The organism is Paenibacillus sp. 2003 (genome assembly GCF_031455635.1).
Classification (GTDB): domain Bacteria; phylum Bacillota; class Bacilli; order Paenibacillales; family Paenibacillaceae; genus Paenibacillus; species Paenibacillus amylolyticus_B.
In genome coordinates this window covers 212,292-231,636 of the sequence record NZ_JAVDTB010000002.1, presented here as the reverse complement: position 1 = coordinate 231,636, position 19,345 = coordinate 212,292, and the positions used below count along the sequence as shown (strand labels likewise).

The 19,345-nt window shown below is 46.6% G+C and carries 19 protein-coding genes; all 19 read left to right on the top strand.

The window, feature by feature from the left end:
• The first annotated feature begins 59 nt into the window (after positions 1-59).
• The 19 genes from floA (at position 60) to J2X75_RS13055 (ending at position 19,321) form a co-directional block, all read left to right on the top strand.
• The gene (floA, locus tag J2X75_RS13145; protein WP_150364953.1) at positions 60-1,070 is read left to right on the top strand and encodes a flotillin-like protein FloA; all 1,011 of its coding nucleotides are present in this window, start codon (positions 60-62) and stop codon (positions 1,068-1,070) included.
• Between the two features lie 13 nt (positions 1,071-1,083).
• Positions 1,084-1,683, top strand: a complete 600-nt coding sequence (locus J2X75_RS13140) for a hypothetical protein (RefSeq protein WP_150364954.1) — start codon at positions 1,084-1,086, stop codon at positions 1,681-1,683.
• Positions 1,684-1,864: 181 nt separating this feature from the next.
• Positions 1,865-2,158: a sporulation protein YqfC gene (gene yqfC / locus J2X75_RS13135; RefSeq protein WP_017687241.1), complete on the top strand. Its 294-nt coding sequence runs from the start codon at positions 1,865-1,867 to the stop codon at positions 2,156-2,158.
• A complete protein-coding gene (gene yqfD / locus J2X75_RS13130) occupies positions 2,155-3,348 on the top strand; it encodes a sporulation protein YqfD (RefSeq protein ID WP_310337099.1) in 1,194 nt (397 codons plus the stop codon). The genes yqfC and yqfD overlap by 4 nt, the downstream gene beginning before the upstream one ends.
• A gap of 6 nt (positions 3,349-3,354) precedes the next feature.
• Positions 3,355-4,326, top strand: coding sequence for a PhoH family protein (locus J2X75_RS13125; protein WP_017687243.1), 972 nt, complete (start codon positions 3,355-3,357; stop codon positions 4,324-4,326).
• Between the two features lie 16 nt (positions 4,327-4,342).
• Positions 4,343-6,592, top strand: coding sequence for an HD family phosphohydrolase (locus J2X75_RS13120; protein WP_036674803.1), 2,250 nt, complete (start codon positions 4,343-4,345; stop codon positions 6,590-6,592).
• A gap of 29 nt (positions 6,593-6,621) precedes the next feature.
• Entirely contained in the window at positions 6,622-7,119 is a 498-nt protein-coding gene (gene ybeY / locus J2X75_RS13115) for an rRNA maturation RNase YbeY (RefSeq protein ID WP_036674804.1), read from the top strand.
• Positions 7,119-7,490, top strand: a complete 372-nt coding sequence (locus J2X75_RS13110) for a diacylglycerol kinase family protein (RefSeq protein ID WP_017687246.1) — start codon at positions 7,119-7,121, stop codon at positions 7,488-7,490. Before ybeY ends, J2X75_RS13110 begins: the two co-directional genes overlap by 1 nt.
• Positions 7,491-7,792: 302 nt before the next feature.
• On the top strand, positions 7,793-8,206 hold the full coding sequence (locus tag J2X75_RS13105) for a cytidine deaminase (RefSeq protein ID WP_307543050.1): 414 nt from the start codon (positions 7,793-7,795) through the stop codon (positions 8,204-8,206).
• 37 nt (positions 8,207-8,243) lie between these two features.
• A complete protein-coding gene (gene era / locus J2X75_RS13100) occupies positions 8,244-9,143 on the top strand; it encodes a GTPase Era (RefSeq protein ID WP_062835494.1) in 900 nt (299 codons plus the stop codon).
• 104 nt (positions 9,144-9,247) lie between these two features.
• A complete protein-coding gene (locus J2X75_RS13095) occupies positions 9,248-9,388 on the top strand; it encodes a YqzL family protein (protein ID WP_074095877.1) in 141 nt (46 codons plus the stop codon).
• 33 nt (positions 9,389-9,421) lie between these two features.
• Positions 9,422-10,174 carry a DNA repair protein RecO gene (recO, locus tag J2X75_RS13090; protein ID WP_047843778.1) on the top strand — a complete coding sequence of 251 codons (753 nt, stop codon included), beginning with the start codon at positions 9,422-9,424 and terminating at the stop codon, positions 10,172-10,174.
• A 410-nt stretch (positions 10,175-10,584) separates the two neighbouring features.
• Positions 10,585-11,472 (top strand): glycine--tRNA ligase subunit alpha, encoded by an 888-nt coding sequence (gene glyQ / locus J2X75_RS13085; protein WP_017687252.1) that lies wholly within the window; start codon positions 10,585-10,587, stop codon positions 11,470-11,472.
• Complete coding sequence (gene glyS, locus J2X75_RS13080; RefSeq protein WP_310337095.1) at positions 11,465-13,540, top strand: glycine--tRNA ligase subunit beta; 2,076 nt, start codon at positions 11,465-11,467, stop codon at positions 13,538-13,540. The genes glyQ and glyS overlap by 8 nt, the downstream gene beginning before the upstream one ends.
• Positions 13,541-13,768: 228 nt before the next feature.
• A complete protein-coding gene (locus tag J2X75_RS13075) occupies positions 13,769-14,236 on the top strand; it encodes a YaiI/YqxD family protein (protein ID WP_017687254.1) in 468 nt (155 codons plus the stop codon).
• A gap of 47 nt (positions 14,237-14,283) precedes the next feature.
• On the top strand, positions 14,284-16,104 hold the full coding sequence (gene dnaG, locus J2X75_RS13070) for a DNA primase (protein WP_124115984.1): 1,821 nt from the start codon (positions 14,284-14,286) through the stop codon (positions 16,102-16,104).
• Positions 16,105-16,147: 43 nt separating this feature from the next.
• Positions 16,148-17,287, top strand: coding sequence for an RNA polymerase sigma factor RpoD (gene rpoD / locus J2X75_RS13065; protein ID WP_062835490.1), 1,140 nt, complete (start codon positions 16,148-16,150; stop codon positions 17,285-17,287).
• 184 nt (positions 17,288-17,471) lie between these two features.
• Positions 17,472-18,230, top strand: coding sequence for a tRNA (adenine(22)-N(1))-methyltransferase (locus J2X75_RS13060; protein ID WP_310337090.1), 759 nt, complete (start codon positions 17,472-17,474; stop codon positions 18,228-18,230).
• Entirely contained in the window at positions 18,206-19,321 is a 1,116-nt protein-coding gene (locus tag J2X75_RS13055; RefSeq protein ID WP_310337087.1) for a Nif3-like dinuclear metal center hexameric protein, read from the top strand. The genes J2X75_RS13060 and J2X75_RS13055 overlap by 25 nt, the downstream gene beginning before the upstream one ends.
• Positions 19,322-19,345: the final 24 nt, after the last annotated feature.

Below are 19,345 nucleotides of genomic sequence, written 5' to 3'. Positions count from 1 at the left end.
TCATAAAATCTGCTCGGATTTATTTATCAAATTCAAATAACAAATGGAGGAATTATCACATGGACACATCTATGATCACGATTTTGCTCATTGCGGTAGTAGGTATTATCGTATTGAGCGTATTCTTCAGCTTTTTCCCGGTTATGCTCTGGGTATCAGCGATTGCATCAGGTGTAAGAGTAAGTATTATTACGCTGGTAGCAATGAGACTGAGACGTGTAACGCCTAGCCGAATTGTAAATCCAATGATCAAAGCAACCAAAGCAGGTCTTCAATTGTCAATGAACCAACTGGAGAGTCACTTCCTGGCGGGTGGTAACGTTGACCGTGTTGTAAATGCCCTGATTGCTGCACAACGTGCAAACATTCCACTGGAGTTCGAACGCGCTGCTGCCATTGACCTCGCAGGTCGTGACGTGTTACAGGCCGTGCAGATGAGTGTAAACCCCCGTGTAATTGAAACACCGGTTGTATCTGCAGTAGCAAAAGACGGTATTGAAGTTAATGTTCGAGCACGAATTACAGTTCGAGCAAATATTGATAGACTCGTTGGTGGTGCTGGTGAAGAAACAATCATCGCCCGTGTCGGTGAAGGTATCGTAAGTACGAATGGTTCCTCTAACTCTCACAAAGACGTTCTGGAAAATCCGGATATGATCTCGCGTACGGTCTTGTCCAAAGGACTGGACTCAGGGACTGCATTTGAGATCCTGTCCATTGATATTGCGGACGTCGATGTAGGTAAGAACATTGGTGCCTTCTTGCAAACAGAGCAGGCAGAAGCTGACAAACGAATCGCTCAGGCTAAAGCGGAAGAGCGTCGTGCAATGGCCGTGGCACAAGAGCAAGAGATGAAAGCGCGCGTAGTGGAAATGAGAGCCCGCGTTGTTGAGTCTGAATCGGCAGTACCACTTGCAATGGCAGAGGCTTTGCGTAGTGGGAAAATTGGTGTGATGGACTACATGAATCTCAAAAATATTGAAGCAGATACTCAAATGCGCAATACATTGGGAAAACCTGGTGAAGGTTCGAATTCCAACGATCAGGGTGATTCCAAAAACGGAAGATAGGCGGTGAGTGCATATGGGCCTATTTGAATGGATTTTTGATAACTTGTACATTGTGGCTGTTGTCGGTTTTGCGCTCTTCTCATTCTTGGGGAAAGCTGCCAAATCGGCTGATCCGAACAAAAAGCGCCCTGCCAACGGGATGCCTACGTTTGGAGGCGGCGGTGATTCAGACCGGGAAGAACGCTCAAGAGACAATTCATCTCCGCAGCAGTCTTCCGGACATACTGATCCCCGTTATGATGAACAGTATGACGATCGGTACGAAGACGAACAATATGAGAATCAGTATGGTCAGCCATATTCTGAGAATGCTCCTTCTTCTCCGTCCGCAAGTGACTACAGAAGTGAGAACTCTTTGAGCCGCATGGAAAGCTCACTTGATCAACAAAAGAAAGATCTGGAACGACAGGAACGATTGATTCAAGAGCGATTAAATCGCTTCTCGAATGCAAATAAACCAGTTGTGTCTGATTCCAGTTGGGATGAGACCAACATCGATGAATCGGGAGCATCTCCGCTTCGCCCTGCCGATATTCGTACAGGTGTGTTGTGGGCAGAAGTACTGGGTCCTCCTCGTTCCAAACAGCCGTTTGGTACAAGAGGGAAACTGTAAACAAGTCTCCATAATGAACAGAAAATAGAGCCGTCTCTGGTGCGCAGAAAGCCGCCAGAGACGGCTTTTTCTGTGTTCCTTGCTTTTTTCTCAACATTCGTACCTAACACGACCCGGAATTTTCATAAATTCATGAATCTGCGCATAAGTTGAACTGTAGAGGAAGGGGGAAGACCTTCGAATGACCCGGATCAGCCGCAAGCTGCGCAGATGGACCAGTGAGGTGTTGGATCTGCCGCAGGATGTGCTTTATGATATGCCACGGTTAACCCTGATCGGCAGTAAGCAACTGTATATAGAGAATCATCGCGGTGTCATCCATTTCACACCGGATCGCATCGTGCTCGCTCTTTCCCAAGGCCAGTTGGAGATCAAAGGAACTGCCTTGGTGATACGTAACATTTTGCCGGATGAAGTAGCTGTTGAAGGAACGATTCTGGATATTCATATGAATGGAGTGGAGGGGAACGGATGAAGCAGCCCAGTCTGTATAAACTGCGGGGAGCAGTCCGAATCACGGTCACTGGGGGAGACATTGAAACATTGATCAACACGGTGGCAGAGCAGGGACTGGAAGTGTGGAACCTGCGTGCTCACGATGGACGCGTGGCAGAGATGAACATTCTGCTGCCGCATTTTTTCAGGTTGCGTCCTGTGTTGAAACGGACAGGCTGCAGGGTGAAAGTAACCCATCGCAGCGGTTTCCCTTTTTTTGCAGCTCGATTATTACGTAGGAAGTTCTTTCTTGGGGGGATGCTGTTTTTTGTCGCAGCTTTGTTTACATTGTCGTCCATGGTATGGGATGTGGAGGTCAAGGGTAACGTCACCATTCCTACGGACGAGGTGCTCGCAGCAGCGAAGAAAGAAGGGATATATCCTTTCCAATGGGGGTTCCGTTTGCAAAGCCAAGACAAGCTCTCTAGGCAGCTTGCACTCGCTCTGCCAGATGTAACCTGGATTGGCGTGAGCAAAGAGGGGACAACCATTACCATTCAGGTCGTAGAATCGGCGCAACCCAAGCGCGAACCATTACTGAACCCTAGACATCTGATTAGCAAGTCAGATGCTGTTGTCACTCAAATCTATGCGGAGCAGGGACGCCCTGTAGTTCAGAAGGACATGCGTGTCAAAAAGGGTCAGGTATTGATCTCGGGGATTCTCGGGGATGAGGAGAACACCAAAACCATCGTTGCCAAAGGTGAAGTTCGTGGTCTGGTGTGGCGTGAGTATCAGGTAGAGGTTCCACTGGTGCAAAAACATAATACAATGACAGGTGAAAGCAAAGAACGTTTTTACATGGTGCTGGGGAATTGGGCGATCCAGCTGTGGGGGTACGGAAGTACACCATTCAGTTCATTTGATACAGAAAGTAATCATAAACCATTGACGTGGCGATCCTTTACACTCCCTATGGGTTGGCTGACAGAGAAAGATCTGGAGACCCGAGAGCATGAGCAACAACAGACGATAGAATGGGCCAGAACAAAAGGATTGGAAGGAGCAAGGAACGATATTGTCGCCAAAAACGGCAAAGGCACAAAAATTATAAGTGAAAAAATTTTGCATGAGAAGAAAGAGAATGGTAAAGTTTATATGAAAGTCTTATTTGAAGTAGAAGAAAGCATTGCGGAAGAACTTCCGCTAGTCCATAGTCAAGGAGAATGAGGATATTTGTCAGAGCAAACACGCAGCATACAAATCTCGCTCCAGAGTGCGGGAGAGGGCCAATCTCTTTTTGGACCCCAAGATACTTTTCTTAAACTGATTGAATCCGAGATTCCCGCCCAGATTGCATCCCGTGAAGCGGAGATTGTGATTTTTGGCAACGCACAGCAGGTGGAATCGCTTGAACAATTATTTGATGTGTTACTGCAATTGATACGCAATGGATATGTGTTAACCGAAAGAGATGTGAAGTATGCGATTGAACTTGCCAAGGATATGCGGGCAGACCAGCTATTGGATCTGTTCAAGGGCGAGATTACAACGACATACCGAGGTAAACCAATCCGTGTTAAAACCATTGGACAGAAGCACTATGTAACCACAATTAAAAAACGTGATATTGTATTCGGCATTGGTCCTGCCGGTACGGGTAAAACCTACCTTGCAGTTGTACTGGCTGTTGCCGCAATTAAAGAGGGCAGCGTCAAACGCATTGTACTCACACGGCCTGCGGTTGAAGCGGGCGAGAGTCTTGGTTTTTTGCCAGGGGATCTTCAGGAGAAGGTAGACCCGTATCTGCGACCGCTGTACGATGCCCTGTATGATGTTATGGGACAGGAACAGACCGCTAAGGCACTGGAACGTGGGTTAATCGAAATTGCACCACTTGCCTACATGCGGGGGCGTACGCTGGATGACTCCTTCATCATTCTCGATGAAGCACAGAACACAACACCGGAACAGATGAAGATGTTTCTGACCCGTCTTGGTTTTGGCTCCAAAATGGTCATCACCGGAGACGTGACACAGATTGATTTACCGCGTGGTAAGAAATCCGGGCTTGTGGAAGCGAATACGATCTTAAACGAAGTTAACGAGATTGGATTTGTCTATTTTGCCGAGCAAGATGTTGTACGGCATTCCCTTGTCCAGAAAATTATCGTGGCTTACAACCACGCCGCAGAAAATCAAGCATAGAAAGGGATTGTCTAAAGTGACCTCGAAGGAACCGTCAAAAGGCAAATCTTTTCAGAATAAGGCTACAGGATGGAAGTATAGCGTGTGGGCACGCTATCTTCTGTTTTTGTTTCTGGTGATTCTTTTCTACGTGAGTCTGGCTTCCAAGCTGCTTCCCGAGCGATATGATATTCAGGAAGGTACACGGAGTGAAGTGGACATTGCTGCGCCCATGCAGATTCCGAATAACAAGGCCACACTCAAAGCACAGGAAGAAGCTGCTGAACGGGTACAGCCGATATTTCAGATTGTCCAGTTGCGAAACGAAAATTTGATGACTACCCTGCTTGATCGTGTAGATCGATTAAATCAGGATGATCAGATTTCAAGTCAGGACAAGATTGATATTTATCGGGATGAAATTCCGCAGCGTCAGAAGGATTTTGTGACCAACTATATCAATAATAATCGGAAAGCCGGTACATACTCCGAGACTCTTTTGGAAGAGATCAGAAATGTGGTACAGGAGCAAAGCTACCGTATTCCTGAAGAAACTTACATCAAAATCTCGCGTCTGACATCGGATGATATCCAGGAGATGAAACCGGTTGCGAGGGATATTGTTGCCCGGTTAATGACGGATCAGATCAGCGATGCAACCACTGCCCGTGCCAAAGTAGCTGAGATGGTGAGTGTCAGCTCTCTCGGTAAGCGTACGCAACGTGAGGTCGTGCAAGAGCTTGCTCGCCTCGTGGTGACCGCTAACCGCTTCTACGATGAAGAGGGAACCAAGGAAGCGAAAGTTCAGGCGCGTGAGAACACGCAAACCGTCTTTATCAAGCAAGGGGACACATTAGTTGCCAAGGGTGAGATGATCACACCGGAGATGTATACTTTGCTGGATGAAAATGATTTGCTGAAAAATGAAGTGAACTACTGGCCGCAGCTTGGACTTCTTATGTTTTCCTGCCTGTTGTCGGCAGCAATTCTGATGTACATTCAGCAAGGTAGCGGAACGCATTTCAAATATAATAATGCGCAGCTGTTGATGCTTGTTCTCATTTTTATTATTACGATTGTAGTTATGCATGTGACGGCGATTATCCAGACCAATGAGAGGTCGTATGTGGGCTTCCTCGCACCTGTTGCGGTAGGGGCAATGTTAATTGCGCTGCTGCTGGATACGTCGCTTGCCTTTGTATGTTCGATATTGATCGGTATGTTGTCCAGCATCATTTTGAATACCCATCAGGGTCAGCTTTTTGACTTCGAATTAGGTTTCTTTGCTGTATTGGTTTCATTTGTTGCGATCTTCGCAACTCATAAGGCTAGCCAGCGATCAACGATCCTGAAAGGAGCCATTATGGTCTGTCTGTTCGGGTCCATAGCCGTCTTCACCTTGGCTTTGATTGACTCGGGCGATTGGAATCGAACCACGACACTGTATGGCGTTGGGTTTGCATTTGCTGGTGGCGTACTGACTGCGATTTTGGTTATTGGGCTGATGCCATTTTTTGAAACTTCATTTGGCATTTTGTCAGCGCTCAAACTGGTAGAACTGTCTAATCCGAACCATCCGCTTCTACGCAAGTTGCTGACAGAGACACCAGGTACCTATCATCACAGCGTTATGGTAGGTAATCTGTCCGAAGCAGCAGCAGAAGCCATAGGAGCTAACGGATTGCTCTGCCGAGTGGGTTCGTATTATCATGATATTGGCAAGACGAAGCGCCCCATCTATTTTATTGAAAATCAGAACAATATGGAGAATCCGCATGATTCAATTGATCCGAAACTGAGCAAATCCATTATCGTTGCCCATGCGCGCGATGGGGTGGAAATGCAGAAGGATTACAAGCTACCCAGACCTATTCGGGATATTGCGGAACAGCATCACGGCACGACATTTCTCCACTATTTCTATCACAAAGCACTGCGTCAGGCGGAAGAAGCAGGCGTTGAGCCTGATTTCACGGAAGAAGATTTCCGTTACCCTGGGCCGAAGGCTCAGTCCAAGGAATCGGCTATTGTTGGCATTGCCGATAGTGTGGAGGCTGCTGTAAGATCTTTGCGCAAACCGACAGTGGAGCAAGTGGAGTCCATGATTGAGAAGATTATTAAAGGACGATTGGACGATCATCAATTCAATGATTGTGACCTTACGATGCGTGAACTGGATATCGTCGCCAGAACATTGAAGGAAACGGTGATGGGTATCTTCCACTCCAGGATAGAATATCCGGAGGAGATTAAAAAACCAAAGCCGACTTCACCCGAAGCAGGCTAATAATATGAGTAGACAGGAGTTATGAAGGAATGAGTCTTAATCTGGCATGGAATAATGAACAACAGGATAAAGAAATTACAGAACCGATGATTGCAATGCTGGAACAGTTGCTGAATCTCGCCGGAGAAGCGGAAGGTGTTGCAGACGGGGAAGTGGCTCTGACTTTTGTGAACGATGAGCAGATCCATGAGTTGAACCGTGATTATCGCGGCATTGACCGTCCTACGGATGTGCTGTCTTTTGCGATGAACGAAACGGTTGATGAAGAGCTCGATATTATCTATGAGCTGGACGAAGATGAAGAAATGGAAGAAATGCCGGATGTTCTTGGAGACATCATCATTTCCGTACCACGGACCATCCTGCAAAGTGAAGAGTATGGACACTCATTTGAACGTGAACTTGGTTTTCTGTTTGTCCATGGTTTCTTGCACCTGCTCGGATACGACCATCAGGATGAAGCAAGTGAGGCTGAAATGATGGGCAAACAAGAAGCGGTATTGGCCCAGGCCGGGTTGACACGATAATGAAAAGGCGCTCCTGGGGTCTGGTATTCCGCAATGCTGCGGAAGGAATCGCATATGGGTTGCGGACTCAGCGTAATGTGAGAGTTCACACGGGAGTGGCTATTTTGATGTGTGTAGCCGGCTTTTTTTTCAGAATCTCAAGAACGGATTGGATGTTTGTGCTGACCGCTGTCTTTTTGGTCCTGGTGACTGAATTGATGAACACGGCTGTAGAGGCAGCGGTTGACTTGGCACACCCCCATATCCATCCGCTGGCAAAAGCGGCAAAGGATACCGCGGCCGGGGCAGTTCTTCTGGCTGCGGTATTCGCTGTCATCATCGGTTGTATCGTTTTCATTAAGCCGGTGATGAGCTGGCTAGGTTTGTACTGATTTTGTTTTGATTTTGATTCGTTTTGTGATTTTAATACTACACAACTTTATAAAGTTAGACCTTGTTTAAGTTGAACTTGTAGACGTTACACGATAACGAAGAGGACAGAAATAAACCTGTAGAAGCGAAGCGTTCGCATTTATCACCGGATTTTCACTTTGAAAAAGTGGATCAAAAAATCTGGGGATAACAGCGATCGAAGGGTTATTCTGGACTCGGAGTGGCTAGTGTAAAATTGGCTTTGGTTGAACTTAATTCGTAGGTACTAACTTTATATTGCACCCTAAGGGAGAGAATAATGATGGATAACGGTTTGTTAATGCAAGAAGCAATTAAGGCACGTACGAAGGCGTATACGCCTTACTCCCATTTTGGTGTAGGCGCGGCTTTGCTTGACAGTGAAGGGCATGTGCATCATGGTTGTAATATTGAGAATGCTGCGTATACACCAGGTAACTGTGCTGAGCGTACGGCGATGTTCAGTGCCATTGCAGGTGGGAAGAAGCCTCGCAGCTTCAAAGCGATTGCCATTGTGGGCGACACGGATGGTCCGATTGCTCCATGCGGTGTATGTCGTCAGGTGATGTACGAACTGTGTGAACCGGATATGAAAGTTATCTTGGGGAACATGAAAGGTGATCTGCAAGAAACCACCGTTGCTGAACTGTTACCTTGGGCTTTTGGGCCTTCTGATCTGAATTCTGCCAAAAAATAAACCAATATTCCAGGCCTAGGCGCCTGAGGAGGAACATATGAAAAAACAAGCATTTAAATCCGGTTTTGTAGCCATTATTGGACGTCCAAACGTAGGTAAATCCACACTGATGAACCAGGTGATCGGACAGAAAATTGCGATTATGTCGGACAAGCCACAAACCACACGTAATAAAATTCATGGTGTGTATACATCCGAACATCAGCAAATCGTATTCCTGGACACGCCGGGAATTCACAAACGTCAATCCAAACTTGGCGATTACATGAACCAGACTGCTCTGAACACACTTGGAGAAGTAGAAGCAGCGCTGTTCCTGATTGATGCATCGGAAGGCATGGGTGGCGGTGACCGTTATATTGCGGAACAGTTGAAAAATATTCGTACGCCTGTCATTCTTGTCATGAATAAAATTGACAAAATTGAGCCGGAAGCGCTGCTGCCCCTTATTGAGGAGTATCGCAAACTGCATGATTTCGCTGAAATCGTGCCTGTATCTGCCATGCTCGGCAGCAATGTAAGCACACTATTGGAACAACTCGGCAAGTATTTGCCAGAAGGTCCGCAGTACTATCCTGATGACCAGGTTACTGACCATCCGGAGCAGTTTGTATGCGCAGAGTTGATCCGTGAGAAAATTTTGCAGATGACTCGTGAAGAAGTGCCACACTCCATTGCTGTAACGATTGAGGATATGAAAGTACAAGATAACGGTGTTGTTTATATCTCAGCTGTCATTTTTGTTGAACGGGATTCGCAAAAAGGGATCATTATCGGGAAGCAGGGTGCCCTACTGAAAGAAGTAGGTAAACGAGCTCGACACGATATTCAGAACTTGCTTGGCTCCAAAATTTTCATGGACCTGTGGGTTAAAGTGAAAAAAGACTGGAGAAATCAGGATAGAGTTCTGCGTGACCTCGGCTTTGGCCGCGACTGATCGTCGGAATTGTATCCAGTAATTGCAACACATAGTTTACCTTGCAAGACTCCATCCTATTTGGTAGATGCAGACGTCATTTCCGAAGAGAGGATGAAATTCCGATGCGAGATTTTTCGTGGAAGGTTTTTGCGATGACGGGGGATGTAGAGTCCTATTTGTTATATACCGAGGCGTGTAACTCGTTAGGACAGGAGTCGGATAATGCAAGGGAAGTGATTGAAGATGAAGAAGCCGAAGGATAACTGGCTGATTCGGGAATGGTTAGGTGACGAGGCATGCTATACAGGGTGGAAGGGATTGTCATCCGCAGCATGGACTACGGCGAAGGGAACAAAATCATTACGCTTTGCACCGAAAGCGGCGGGAAAGTAGGGGTACTCGTCCGCGGTGCCAAAAAGCCCAAGAGCCGACATGCTGCACTGGTGCAGCCGTTTACGTATGGTCAATATGTATATTTTCGCAATACAGGTCTAGGCACACTGAACGCTGGAGAAATTGTTGAATCTTATCATGAGTTGCGTGAAGATCTGGTCAAGGCCTCATATGCTTCTTATGCGTGTGAACTATTGGATCGGGTGCTTCAGGATGAAGAGACAGGTACATTTTGGTTCAAACAGTTAAAGGCGTGTTTGCAGGCGTTGAAGGAAGAGAAAGATCCGGTTGTTATTACAAGTCTGTACGAAATGAAAATATTACAGGCATCCGGATATGGTCCACAGTTCGATGAGTGCATCTCCTGCAACCAGGAGCGACCAGATGAGCAGTTGTTCATAAGTCCCAGACTTGGTGGCGTCTTGTGTCGAGCATGCAAACATTTCGATCCTCCAGCGATGTCCGTAAGTCCAAAGGCTCTGAAGTTGTTGCGTTTGTTCGCGCAGTTGGATCTGCAGCGCTTGGGGAATATATCAGTGAGTGAGTCTACCCGTGATGAGATCAAAAAGTTGATGCGTGCCTTTATGGATCATCAGCTTGGTCTGAATCTTAAATCCCGTTCTTTCCTCGATCAGATGGAGAAGTACGGGATTTGAGGCGTTTTGGTGGAAGTGAAACTATATCTTGACTTCATACTAGATTTTATATATTATGAAATATAATTTCTCTTTATGAGACATGCATTGAACGAGAAAGTAAAAGACTGGATTTATTGCATTTATGGAGACAAGTCTTTGTATAACACTTGGTAATCATGAATGAGCGAGCCGGGGATGGTGGGAGCCTGGCTGAATCGGTCTTTGAAACGGCACTCGGGAGCATGAATGGACACGGAAAAGTGGGCTGGAACGAACAGGATCATCCTGTTTGATCTAAGCCAAGTAGGGTGGAACCGCGGGAATAGCTCTCGTCCCTACGTCTGTACAACAGGCGTAGGACGGGGGCTATTTATTGTTGTCTTCACCGTCCTAAGCTTGCTAACAAACCATTGAAAAGGAGCATGATTATGAATTTTCAGCAGATGATTCTAACGCTGCAACAATTCTGGGCCGAGCATAACTGTATTATTGTCCAGCCATACGATACGGAAAAAGGGGCAGGTACGATGAACCCGATGACCTTTTTGCGCTCGCTTGGACCCGAACCTTGGAAAGTAGCCTATGTGGAGCCTTCCCGTCGTCCTTCGGACGGACGTTATGGTGAGAACCCTAACCGGCTGTACCAGCATCATCAGTTCCAGGTAATCATCAAGCCTTCACCGGACAATATTCAGGAAATTTACCTGGAAAGTCTAAAGCGTCTGGGCATTGATCCGCTCAAACATGATATTCGGTTTGTTGAAGATAACTGGGAGAATCCTTCCCTTGGTTGTGCAGGTCTTGGTTGGGAAGTATGGTTGGACGGAATGGAAATTACGCAATTTACGTATTTCCAACAGGTTGGTGGAATCGAGACAAATCCGGTAGCTGTTGAAATTACGTATGGTATGGAGCGTTTGGCTTCTTACATTCAGGATAAAGAGAATGTGTTTGATCTGGAATGGGTGGAAGGTATCACTTATGGTGATGTATTCCGTCAGCCAGAATTCGAACACTCTAAATATACGTTTGAAGTATCTGATGTCAAAATGCTGTTTACACTCTTCAACATGCATGAAGAAGAAGCAAACAAGGCCATGGCGCAGCATCTGGTATTCCCGGCATATGACTATGTGCTGAAATGTTCCCACACATTCAACTTGTTGGATGCACGTGGAGCTATCAGTGTAACGGAACGTACGGGTTACATCACACGTGTCCGTAATCTGGCTCGCCAAGTCGCTGCAACATATATGGAAGAGCGTGAGAAGCTAGGCTTCCCGCTGATCAAGAAAGGGGGAGCCGAGCATGTCTAAGGATCTGTTGTTTGAAATCGGGCTGGAAGAAGTACCTGCACGCTTTATGCGCGCAGCAATCGCACAACTGCAAGAGCGTGTCGTGAAATGGCTTGACGCATCCCGCATTGCTTATGGTGAAGTGAATGCATATGCTACACCGCGCCGTCTGGCTGTTTTGATTCAAAATGTGGCTGAAAAACAGGAAGATATCGAGGAAGAAGTGAAAGGTCCTTCACGCAAAATTGCCCTGGACGACAGTGGCAATTGGAGCAAGGCTGCACTCGGATTCGCCCGCAGTCAAGGTGTTGAAACCGACCAGTTCACGTTCAAGGAACTGAACGGTGTCGAATATATCTATGCAACGAAGAGCAGCAAAGGTGTGGAAACGGCTTCTGTGGTTGGCGAAGGATTACTTTCTGTATTACATGCCATGACGTTCCCGAAATTCATGCGTTGGGCTTCCTATGATTTCAAATTTGTACGTCCAATCCGCTGGATTGTGGCTATGCTCGGCAGTGATGTTATCGATCTGGAAGTGACAGGTGTTAAATCGGGTAATGTAACTCGCGGACATCGTTTCCTCGGTAAGGAGGCCGTGATCTCCACTCCGTCTTCATACGTGGAAGTGCTGCGTGCAGAACATGTCATTGCTGATATTCAGGAACGTGAACAGATGATTGTATCCCAGATTCAGGCACTGGCTGCTGAGAAAAAATGGGATATCGCGATTAAGGAAGACTTGCTGGAGGAAGTCCTGTTCCTGGTGGAAACACCTACCGTATTGTTCGGGACATTTGACTCCTCATTCTTGAATATTCCACAAGAAGTATTGATTACTTCCATGCGTGAGCATCAGCGTTATTTCCCTGTACTGGACAATGAAGGACAATTGTTGCCATTCTTCGTGACGGTACGTAACGGTGGAAGTGATTCACTGGACGTTATTGCCAAAGGGAATGAAAAAGTTCTGCGTGCACGTCTGTCTGATGCCAAGTTCTTCTATGAGGAAGATCAGAAGCTACAGATTAAGGATGCATTGTCGAAGCTGGAAAGTATCGTCTTCCAGGAAGAGCTGGGAACGGTTGGAGATAAAGTGCGCCGTATTCGCAAGATTGCTGATGGACTTGCTGCCAAACTGCAAGTATCCGGAGATGTTGCCGAATCCGTTAGCCGCTCAGCAGATATCTGCAAATTCGATCTGGTGACACTGATGGTGGGTGAATTCCCGGAACTGCAAGGTGTGATGGGTGAGGATTACGCTCGTAAAGCCGGCGAAAAAGAAGAAGTGGCCAAAGCGGTATTTGAACACTATCAGCCACGTTTCGCTGGAGATCAATCCCCTGCTTCTCTTGTTGGTGCCATTGTGAGTGCAGCGGACAAAATGGATACAATCGTGGGTTGTTTCTCCATCAACATTATTCCAACGGGTTCTCAGGATCCGTACGCGCTGCGCCGTCAGGCTGCAGGTATTGTACAGATTTTGCTGGATCACAAGCTTCCGCTGACATTGTCAGACGTGTTCGGAGTAGCACTTCAAGTACATGCCCAGATGAACCTGTTGAAACGTGCAGATGAAGAGGTTCGTAAAGATCTGCAAGACTTCTTTGGTCTTCGTGTGAAAAAATTGTTGTCCGAAACCGTTCGCTACGACGTAGTGGATGCCGTAATTTCTTCCGGATTCGATGATATCAGCGCTGTGGTACCAAAAGGTGAAGCGTTGATGGCGGCTGTTCTGACAGGAGACGCATTCAAAACAACGGTTGAATCGTTCAACCGTGTGGGTAATCTGGCTGCCAAAGCATCCAATGCTTCCGTACATCCAGAACTGTTCACAGAAGATGGAGAACGTCAGCTACATGAGGCATGGAGCAAAACGAATGCAGAATATCGTCAGGCGTTGACTCAGCATCATGCTGCTGAAGCACTGGCTATTGCATCTGCCTGGAAGGATGGTATTACCTCATTCTTCGATTCGGTTATGGTTATGGCTGAAGATGAAGCTGTTCGGGCGAATCGACTTGCCCTGCTCGCTTCTATTGATCGTGACTTGAAAGGATTTGCTGATTTTTCCAAGTTGGTTTGGTAATTGGACTTATTTCATGAGTCTTTTTCCACAGACTTTACGCAAAGCTAAAATTCAGTATTAAAGAAGGATATATGAGGGTATAAATATACGGAACGGGTTGTGAAATGATTTTTTACAACCGCTCCGTATTTTAGCCTTTGATTTCCCTTGTTGTGCCAGAAGGATTTTGCCTGGCCGGGGTCGTATATAACAATATGCAGCTATTTTATGAAACCGGGTGGTCTGGGTTTGAGTGAGTTAAATATACGTCACATTGTTGTGGATGGTGATGCTTGCCCGGTCAAAACCGAGATTGCGCAAACCGCTCGCCTTTTCAACATCCCCGTATTGTTAGTTTCTTCATTTGATCATTTGCTTCAAGGAGGAGAAGGGGTACGAACCGTGCAAGTGGATCGCAGTGATCAGAGCGCTGACCTGTATATTGCTAATCATATTAAGCCATATGATGTGGTTATCACTCAGGACTATGGACTTGCGGCACTTGCGCTCGGCAAACGTTGTTATGTTTTATCCTTTCGTGGTCGTGAGTTCAACGATCGTGACATTGATTTCATGTTGGATTCTCGTCATACTGCGGCCAAAGCACGAAAAAGAGGCCATTACGGGAAAGGCCCAAAGCCTTTCACAGAGCAGGATCGAGAAATGTTTCAACATAAACTGACAAAACTTTTAAAAGATTTGCAGGAGAATGTGTAAGTTTATCGAATTATATTTACGTGTTGAAGAGATGAAGGTGGCCAGAGATGAGTACCGGGCAAGGCGGTATACCCGAAAGTATTATTGAATCGGTGTTACAGCAGAATGATATTGTCGATACGGTGAGCCGATTTGTGCATCTGACCAAACAGGGGAAGTATATGAAAGGCCTCTGTCCTTTTCATTCCGAGAAGACGCCTTCGTTCACCGTTACACCTGAGAAACAAATTTTCTACTGCTACGGTTGCGGCACGGGTGGAAATGCCATCAAATTCAGGATGGAAATCGAAGGGTTATCCTTTCCCGAGGCTGTCAAAACGATGGCGGAAGAAAGTCACATCTCTATGGGGGACTGGCAAGGGCGTGAATCTGCTCATGTGAATCCGGAGACTGAACGTCTGTTGGAGGCTTATGAGCTTACCGCGAAGCTGTATCATTTTTTGTTGAAAAATACAGAGCACGGCAAGTCAGCCATGGAGTATTTACGCTCAAGAGGTTTTGGCGACAAGTTGATCGACCAGTTCCAGATTGGTTTCGCACCAAATCGTTGGGACACATTGGTACAATTTCTCGAGAAACGTAACTATCCGCTCGAAGAGATGGAAAAGGGTGGACTTCTGTCACCGCGAAATGAAGGTCAGGGATATGTGGATCGATTCCGAGACCGGATTATGTTCCCGATTAATGGCAGGAGCGGTAAGCCGATTGCATTTGCAGGACGCATATTGGGAGATGGGCAACCGAAGTATCTAAATTCACCGGAAACCCGGTTATTTAACAAAAGCCGTGTTCTCTATAATCTGCATCATGCCAAAAATGCAATTCGCAAACAAAGACAAGCCATTTTGTTCGAGGGATATGGTGATGTCATCTCCGCATGGGATCAGGATATCCAGAATGGTGTAGCGGCAATGGGTACTGCGCTAACCGAGAATCAGGCACTGATGCTCAAAGGAATGTGCGACGAAGTCATCATATGTTATGACGGCGACAGAGCAGGACAGGCTGCTGCACTCAAAAACTTCCCCATTCTTGAGGAAGCTGGATTGCAGGTCAAAGTGGCTCTCATACCCGAGGGACTTGACCCGGATGATTTTATCCGGAAGCATGGTGGTGAACGGTTCCGAAACCAGATTGTGGATGGTGCCGTGACAACTACAAAATTTAAACTTATAAACTTGAAAAAAAGCCATATACTGCTAGAGGGTGGCGGACAAATCGCCTATTCGAAAGAAGCAGTAAAATTGATTGCACCCTTACCTTCTCCAACAGAAAGGGAAGTGTATCTTCGTGAACTGGCTGCAGAAGTGGACGTATCCTTCGAAACATTGAAGCAGGAGTGTAATGAAGAACGGGAGGCAATGAAAAATAACCTCCAGTACGGGGATAATAACCCGAAAAGGTGGAATAATGGTAGGCAACAAAATAGGCAGGTGCCTACACCGAATCTGTTGCCGGCTTATCACGCTGCCGAACGCAAACTGATTGCCTGGATGTTGCAGGATGATGAGGCTGCCCAGTACGTGAATGAGCATCTTGGTGAAGCTTTTAACTTGGATGATCATGCAGCTATTGCTGCTTATCTATATGCCTACTATGCGCAAGGCAAACCGTCGGATACAAGCCGTTTTATGTCTTCACTGCATGACGATCGCTTGGAAAAAACGGTCAGTTCAATCTCGATGATGGATGGTCCAGGTGAATGGAGTATTCAAATGCTCGATGATTGCATCAGGGAAGTGCTGAAGTATCCGCGTAAAAAAGAGTACGATTTGAAAAAAGAAGAAATGATTGCTGCAGAGCGGGCAGGTGATTCTGTACGCGCGGCACAGATTGCAATTGAAATGATTGCCCTAGAGAGACAGTGAACGTCTGAGGATTAGATGTTTCTAGGGAGGAGGGAGTCGAGTTATGGCGAATGATCAGCATACTGAACTAGAAACAGAATTGACACTGGATCAGGTTAAAGATCAATTGATTGAATCAGGTAAGAAAAGAGCTTCGCTGAATTACAAGGAAATTATAGAGAAACTCTCTCCTTTTGAGCAGGATGCAGAGCAAATGGATGAGTTCTATGAGCAACTGAGCGATCTGGGTATCGATGTAGTGAATGAAAATGATGAAGAGGTTACACTTCGTCCTAGTGAAGATTCCGAGAACAACACCAGAGAGGGAGAGGACGAATTCCACTTTGATGATGATCTGAGCTTGCCGCCAGGTATCAAAATCAATGACCCTGTCCGTATGTACCTCAAGGAAATTGGTCGTGTGCCACTGTTGTCGGCAGATGATGAAGTACAACTGGCTAAACGTATTGAGAACGGGGATGAAGAAGCCAAGCGTCGTTTGGCTGAAGCGAACCTTCGACTTGTAGTCAGTATCGCCAAGCGTTACGTTGGACGTGGAATGTTGTTCCTTGATTTGATTCAGGAAGGTAATATGGGTCTGATCAAAGCGGTTGAGAAGTTCGACCACAAAAAAGGATACAAGTTCAGTACGTATGCTACATGGTGGATTCGCCAAGCGATCACTCGTGCTATTGCTGACCAGGCGCGTACAATTCGTATCCCTGTGCACATGGTGGAGACGATTAATAAGCTGATCCGGGTATCCCGTCAGCTGTTGCAGGAACTTGGGCGTGAACCGACACCAGAAGAAATCGCTGCTGAGATGGATCTGAGTGTAGAGAAAGTTCGTGAAATTACGAAGATTGCACAGGAACCGGTTTCTCTGGAAACACCGATTGGTGAGGAAGATGATTCCCATCTGGGTGACTTCATTGAGGATCAGGAAGCACTTGCTCCGGCGGATGCTGCTGCGTATGAGTTGCTGAAAGAACAGCTCGAAGATGTATTGGATACACTGACTGAACGTGAAGAGAACGTGCTTCGTCTACGTTTTGGTCTGGACGATGGACGGACGAGAACGCTGGAGGAAGTTGGCAAGGTATTTGGTGTTACGCGTGAGCGTATTCGTCAGATCGAAGCCAAGGCTCTTCGTAAATTGCGTCACCCGAGTCGTAGTAAACGACTCAAGGATTTCCTCGAATAATCGAACTATGGGAGACTTTCCGCAAGACGCTTTAGCGGCGGCGGGGTCTCCTTTATTTTTAATTTAAACGTCTTGATTTCTTGGTTTTGGAAATTCATCCTTGAAATGTTTTATTGGATTTTATTTTATCGCTTTTCCTTGTTCAATGCAAATCAATAAATTAAATGAATGGTGTAGGTGCTTCATGAAACTTTCGAATCGATTACAGCGAATACATGATCAAATCCCCGATGGCAGCCGCATGGCTGATATCGGGTCAGACCACGCGTTGCTGCCAGTAGCCGCAATCCGCAGTGGGAAAGCTGCAAGTGCAGTAGCCGGGGAAGTCAATCCTGGTCCTTATGATGCTGCATGCAAACAAGTCAGTGATGCTGGCCTGAAAGAAAAAATAACGGTACGCCGTGGAGACGGATTGGATGTAATCTCTGCAGGAGAAGTGGATGTCATCACCATTGCAGGCATGGGTGGTGCCCTGATTGCCTCTATTTTGGACCGAGGTATATCCAAACTGGAAGGAGTCCAGTTACTTATTTTGCAACCAAATGTGGGAGAGGATATCCTCAGACGCTGGTTGTTGGAGCATCACTGGGTGGTTGTAGCAGAACAGTTGCTCGAAGAAGATGGCAAGATCTATGAGATTATAACGGCGATGCCACAATCCGTAAGCCCGATTGCCAATGTAGAGGTGTATCGTGCACGTCCGCTTCAAGGCGGGGCGGAATTAACGGAAGATTTGCTGCTGCGGATGGGGCCATATTTGGTGGATCGTCCAACGGATGTATTCTTTGCCAAATGGGAAAGTGAGATCATCAAACTGCAAGGGGTTGTAAACTCGATCTCCAAATCCGATCAGGATTCTTCCCGGGAGAAGGCGGCTGAGGTAGAGCGTCTTATCGCAAACTTGAAGGAGGTTTTGGCATGTTTGCCAAAGGTCAAACTGTAATTCAACTGATGGAGCAGCTCGCTCCCAAACATCTGGCTGTACCGGATGACCGCATTGGTCTCCAGCTCGGCAGTTTGCAAAAAGAAATCAGTCACGTGTTAGTAGCTTTGGATGTGACGGATGAAGTGGTGGACGAAGCGATTCGTATTGGTGCCAACCTGATTATCGCTCATCACGCCATCATTTTCCGTCCGGTTAAGTCACTGAGTACAGATACACCTATGGGTAAATTGTACGAAAAGCTGATTAAGCATGATATTGCTGTCTATATCAGTCATACGAACCTGGATGTGGCCGAGGGTGGTATGAATGACTGGATGGCCGAGGCACTTGGCATCGAGAGTAAAGAATCGCTGGAAGATGTACACACAGATCATCTGTACAAGCTGGCGGTGTTTGTGCCTCGTACCCATCATGAACAGGTTCTTCAGGCCATTCTGGAAGCCGGAGCGGGGAGTATCGGTCAATACAACAAGTGCAGCTTTAACACGGAAGGTACAGGAACGTTTGTACCTGGTGAAGGGACTCAACCGTTTATCGGTACCCAAGGGCAGATGGAACGTGTGGAAGAAATGCGGATTGAGACCATCGTACCCCAAAGTCTGAGAAGTAAGGTCGTTCAGGCGATGCTTAAGGCTCATCCGTATGAGGAAGTGGCCTACGACCTCTATGCAATGGATTTAAAGGGCCGTACGCTCGGTCTGGGACGCTTGGGACCCCTTAAGGAACCTAAGACATTAGGTGAGCTAGTGGAGGTTGTGAAGACCCAATTCAATGTGCCTCATGTGCGTGTAGTAGGAGATCTGAACAAACAGATCAAAAAAGCAGCAGTTCTTGGCGGTTCTGGCAGCCGTTATGCGCTCACTGCCCGCTTCAAAGGTGCGGATGTTATTGTGACCGGAGATATTGATTATCACACGGCTCATGATGCGTTAATGGCAGGTATGTGTATCATTGACCCGGGACATAATTCCGAGAAGATTATGAAACCAAAAACAGCGGATTGGCTTCGTTCCCGTTTGGAAGAAAAACGATATGATACACAAGTTACGGCTTCTGAGGTAAATACGGAAGTATTCCAGTTTATCTAAAAAGACCGTTGATGTGCAGCTTCC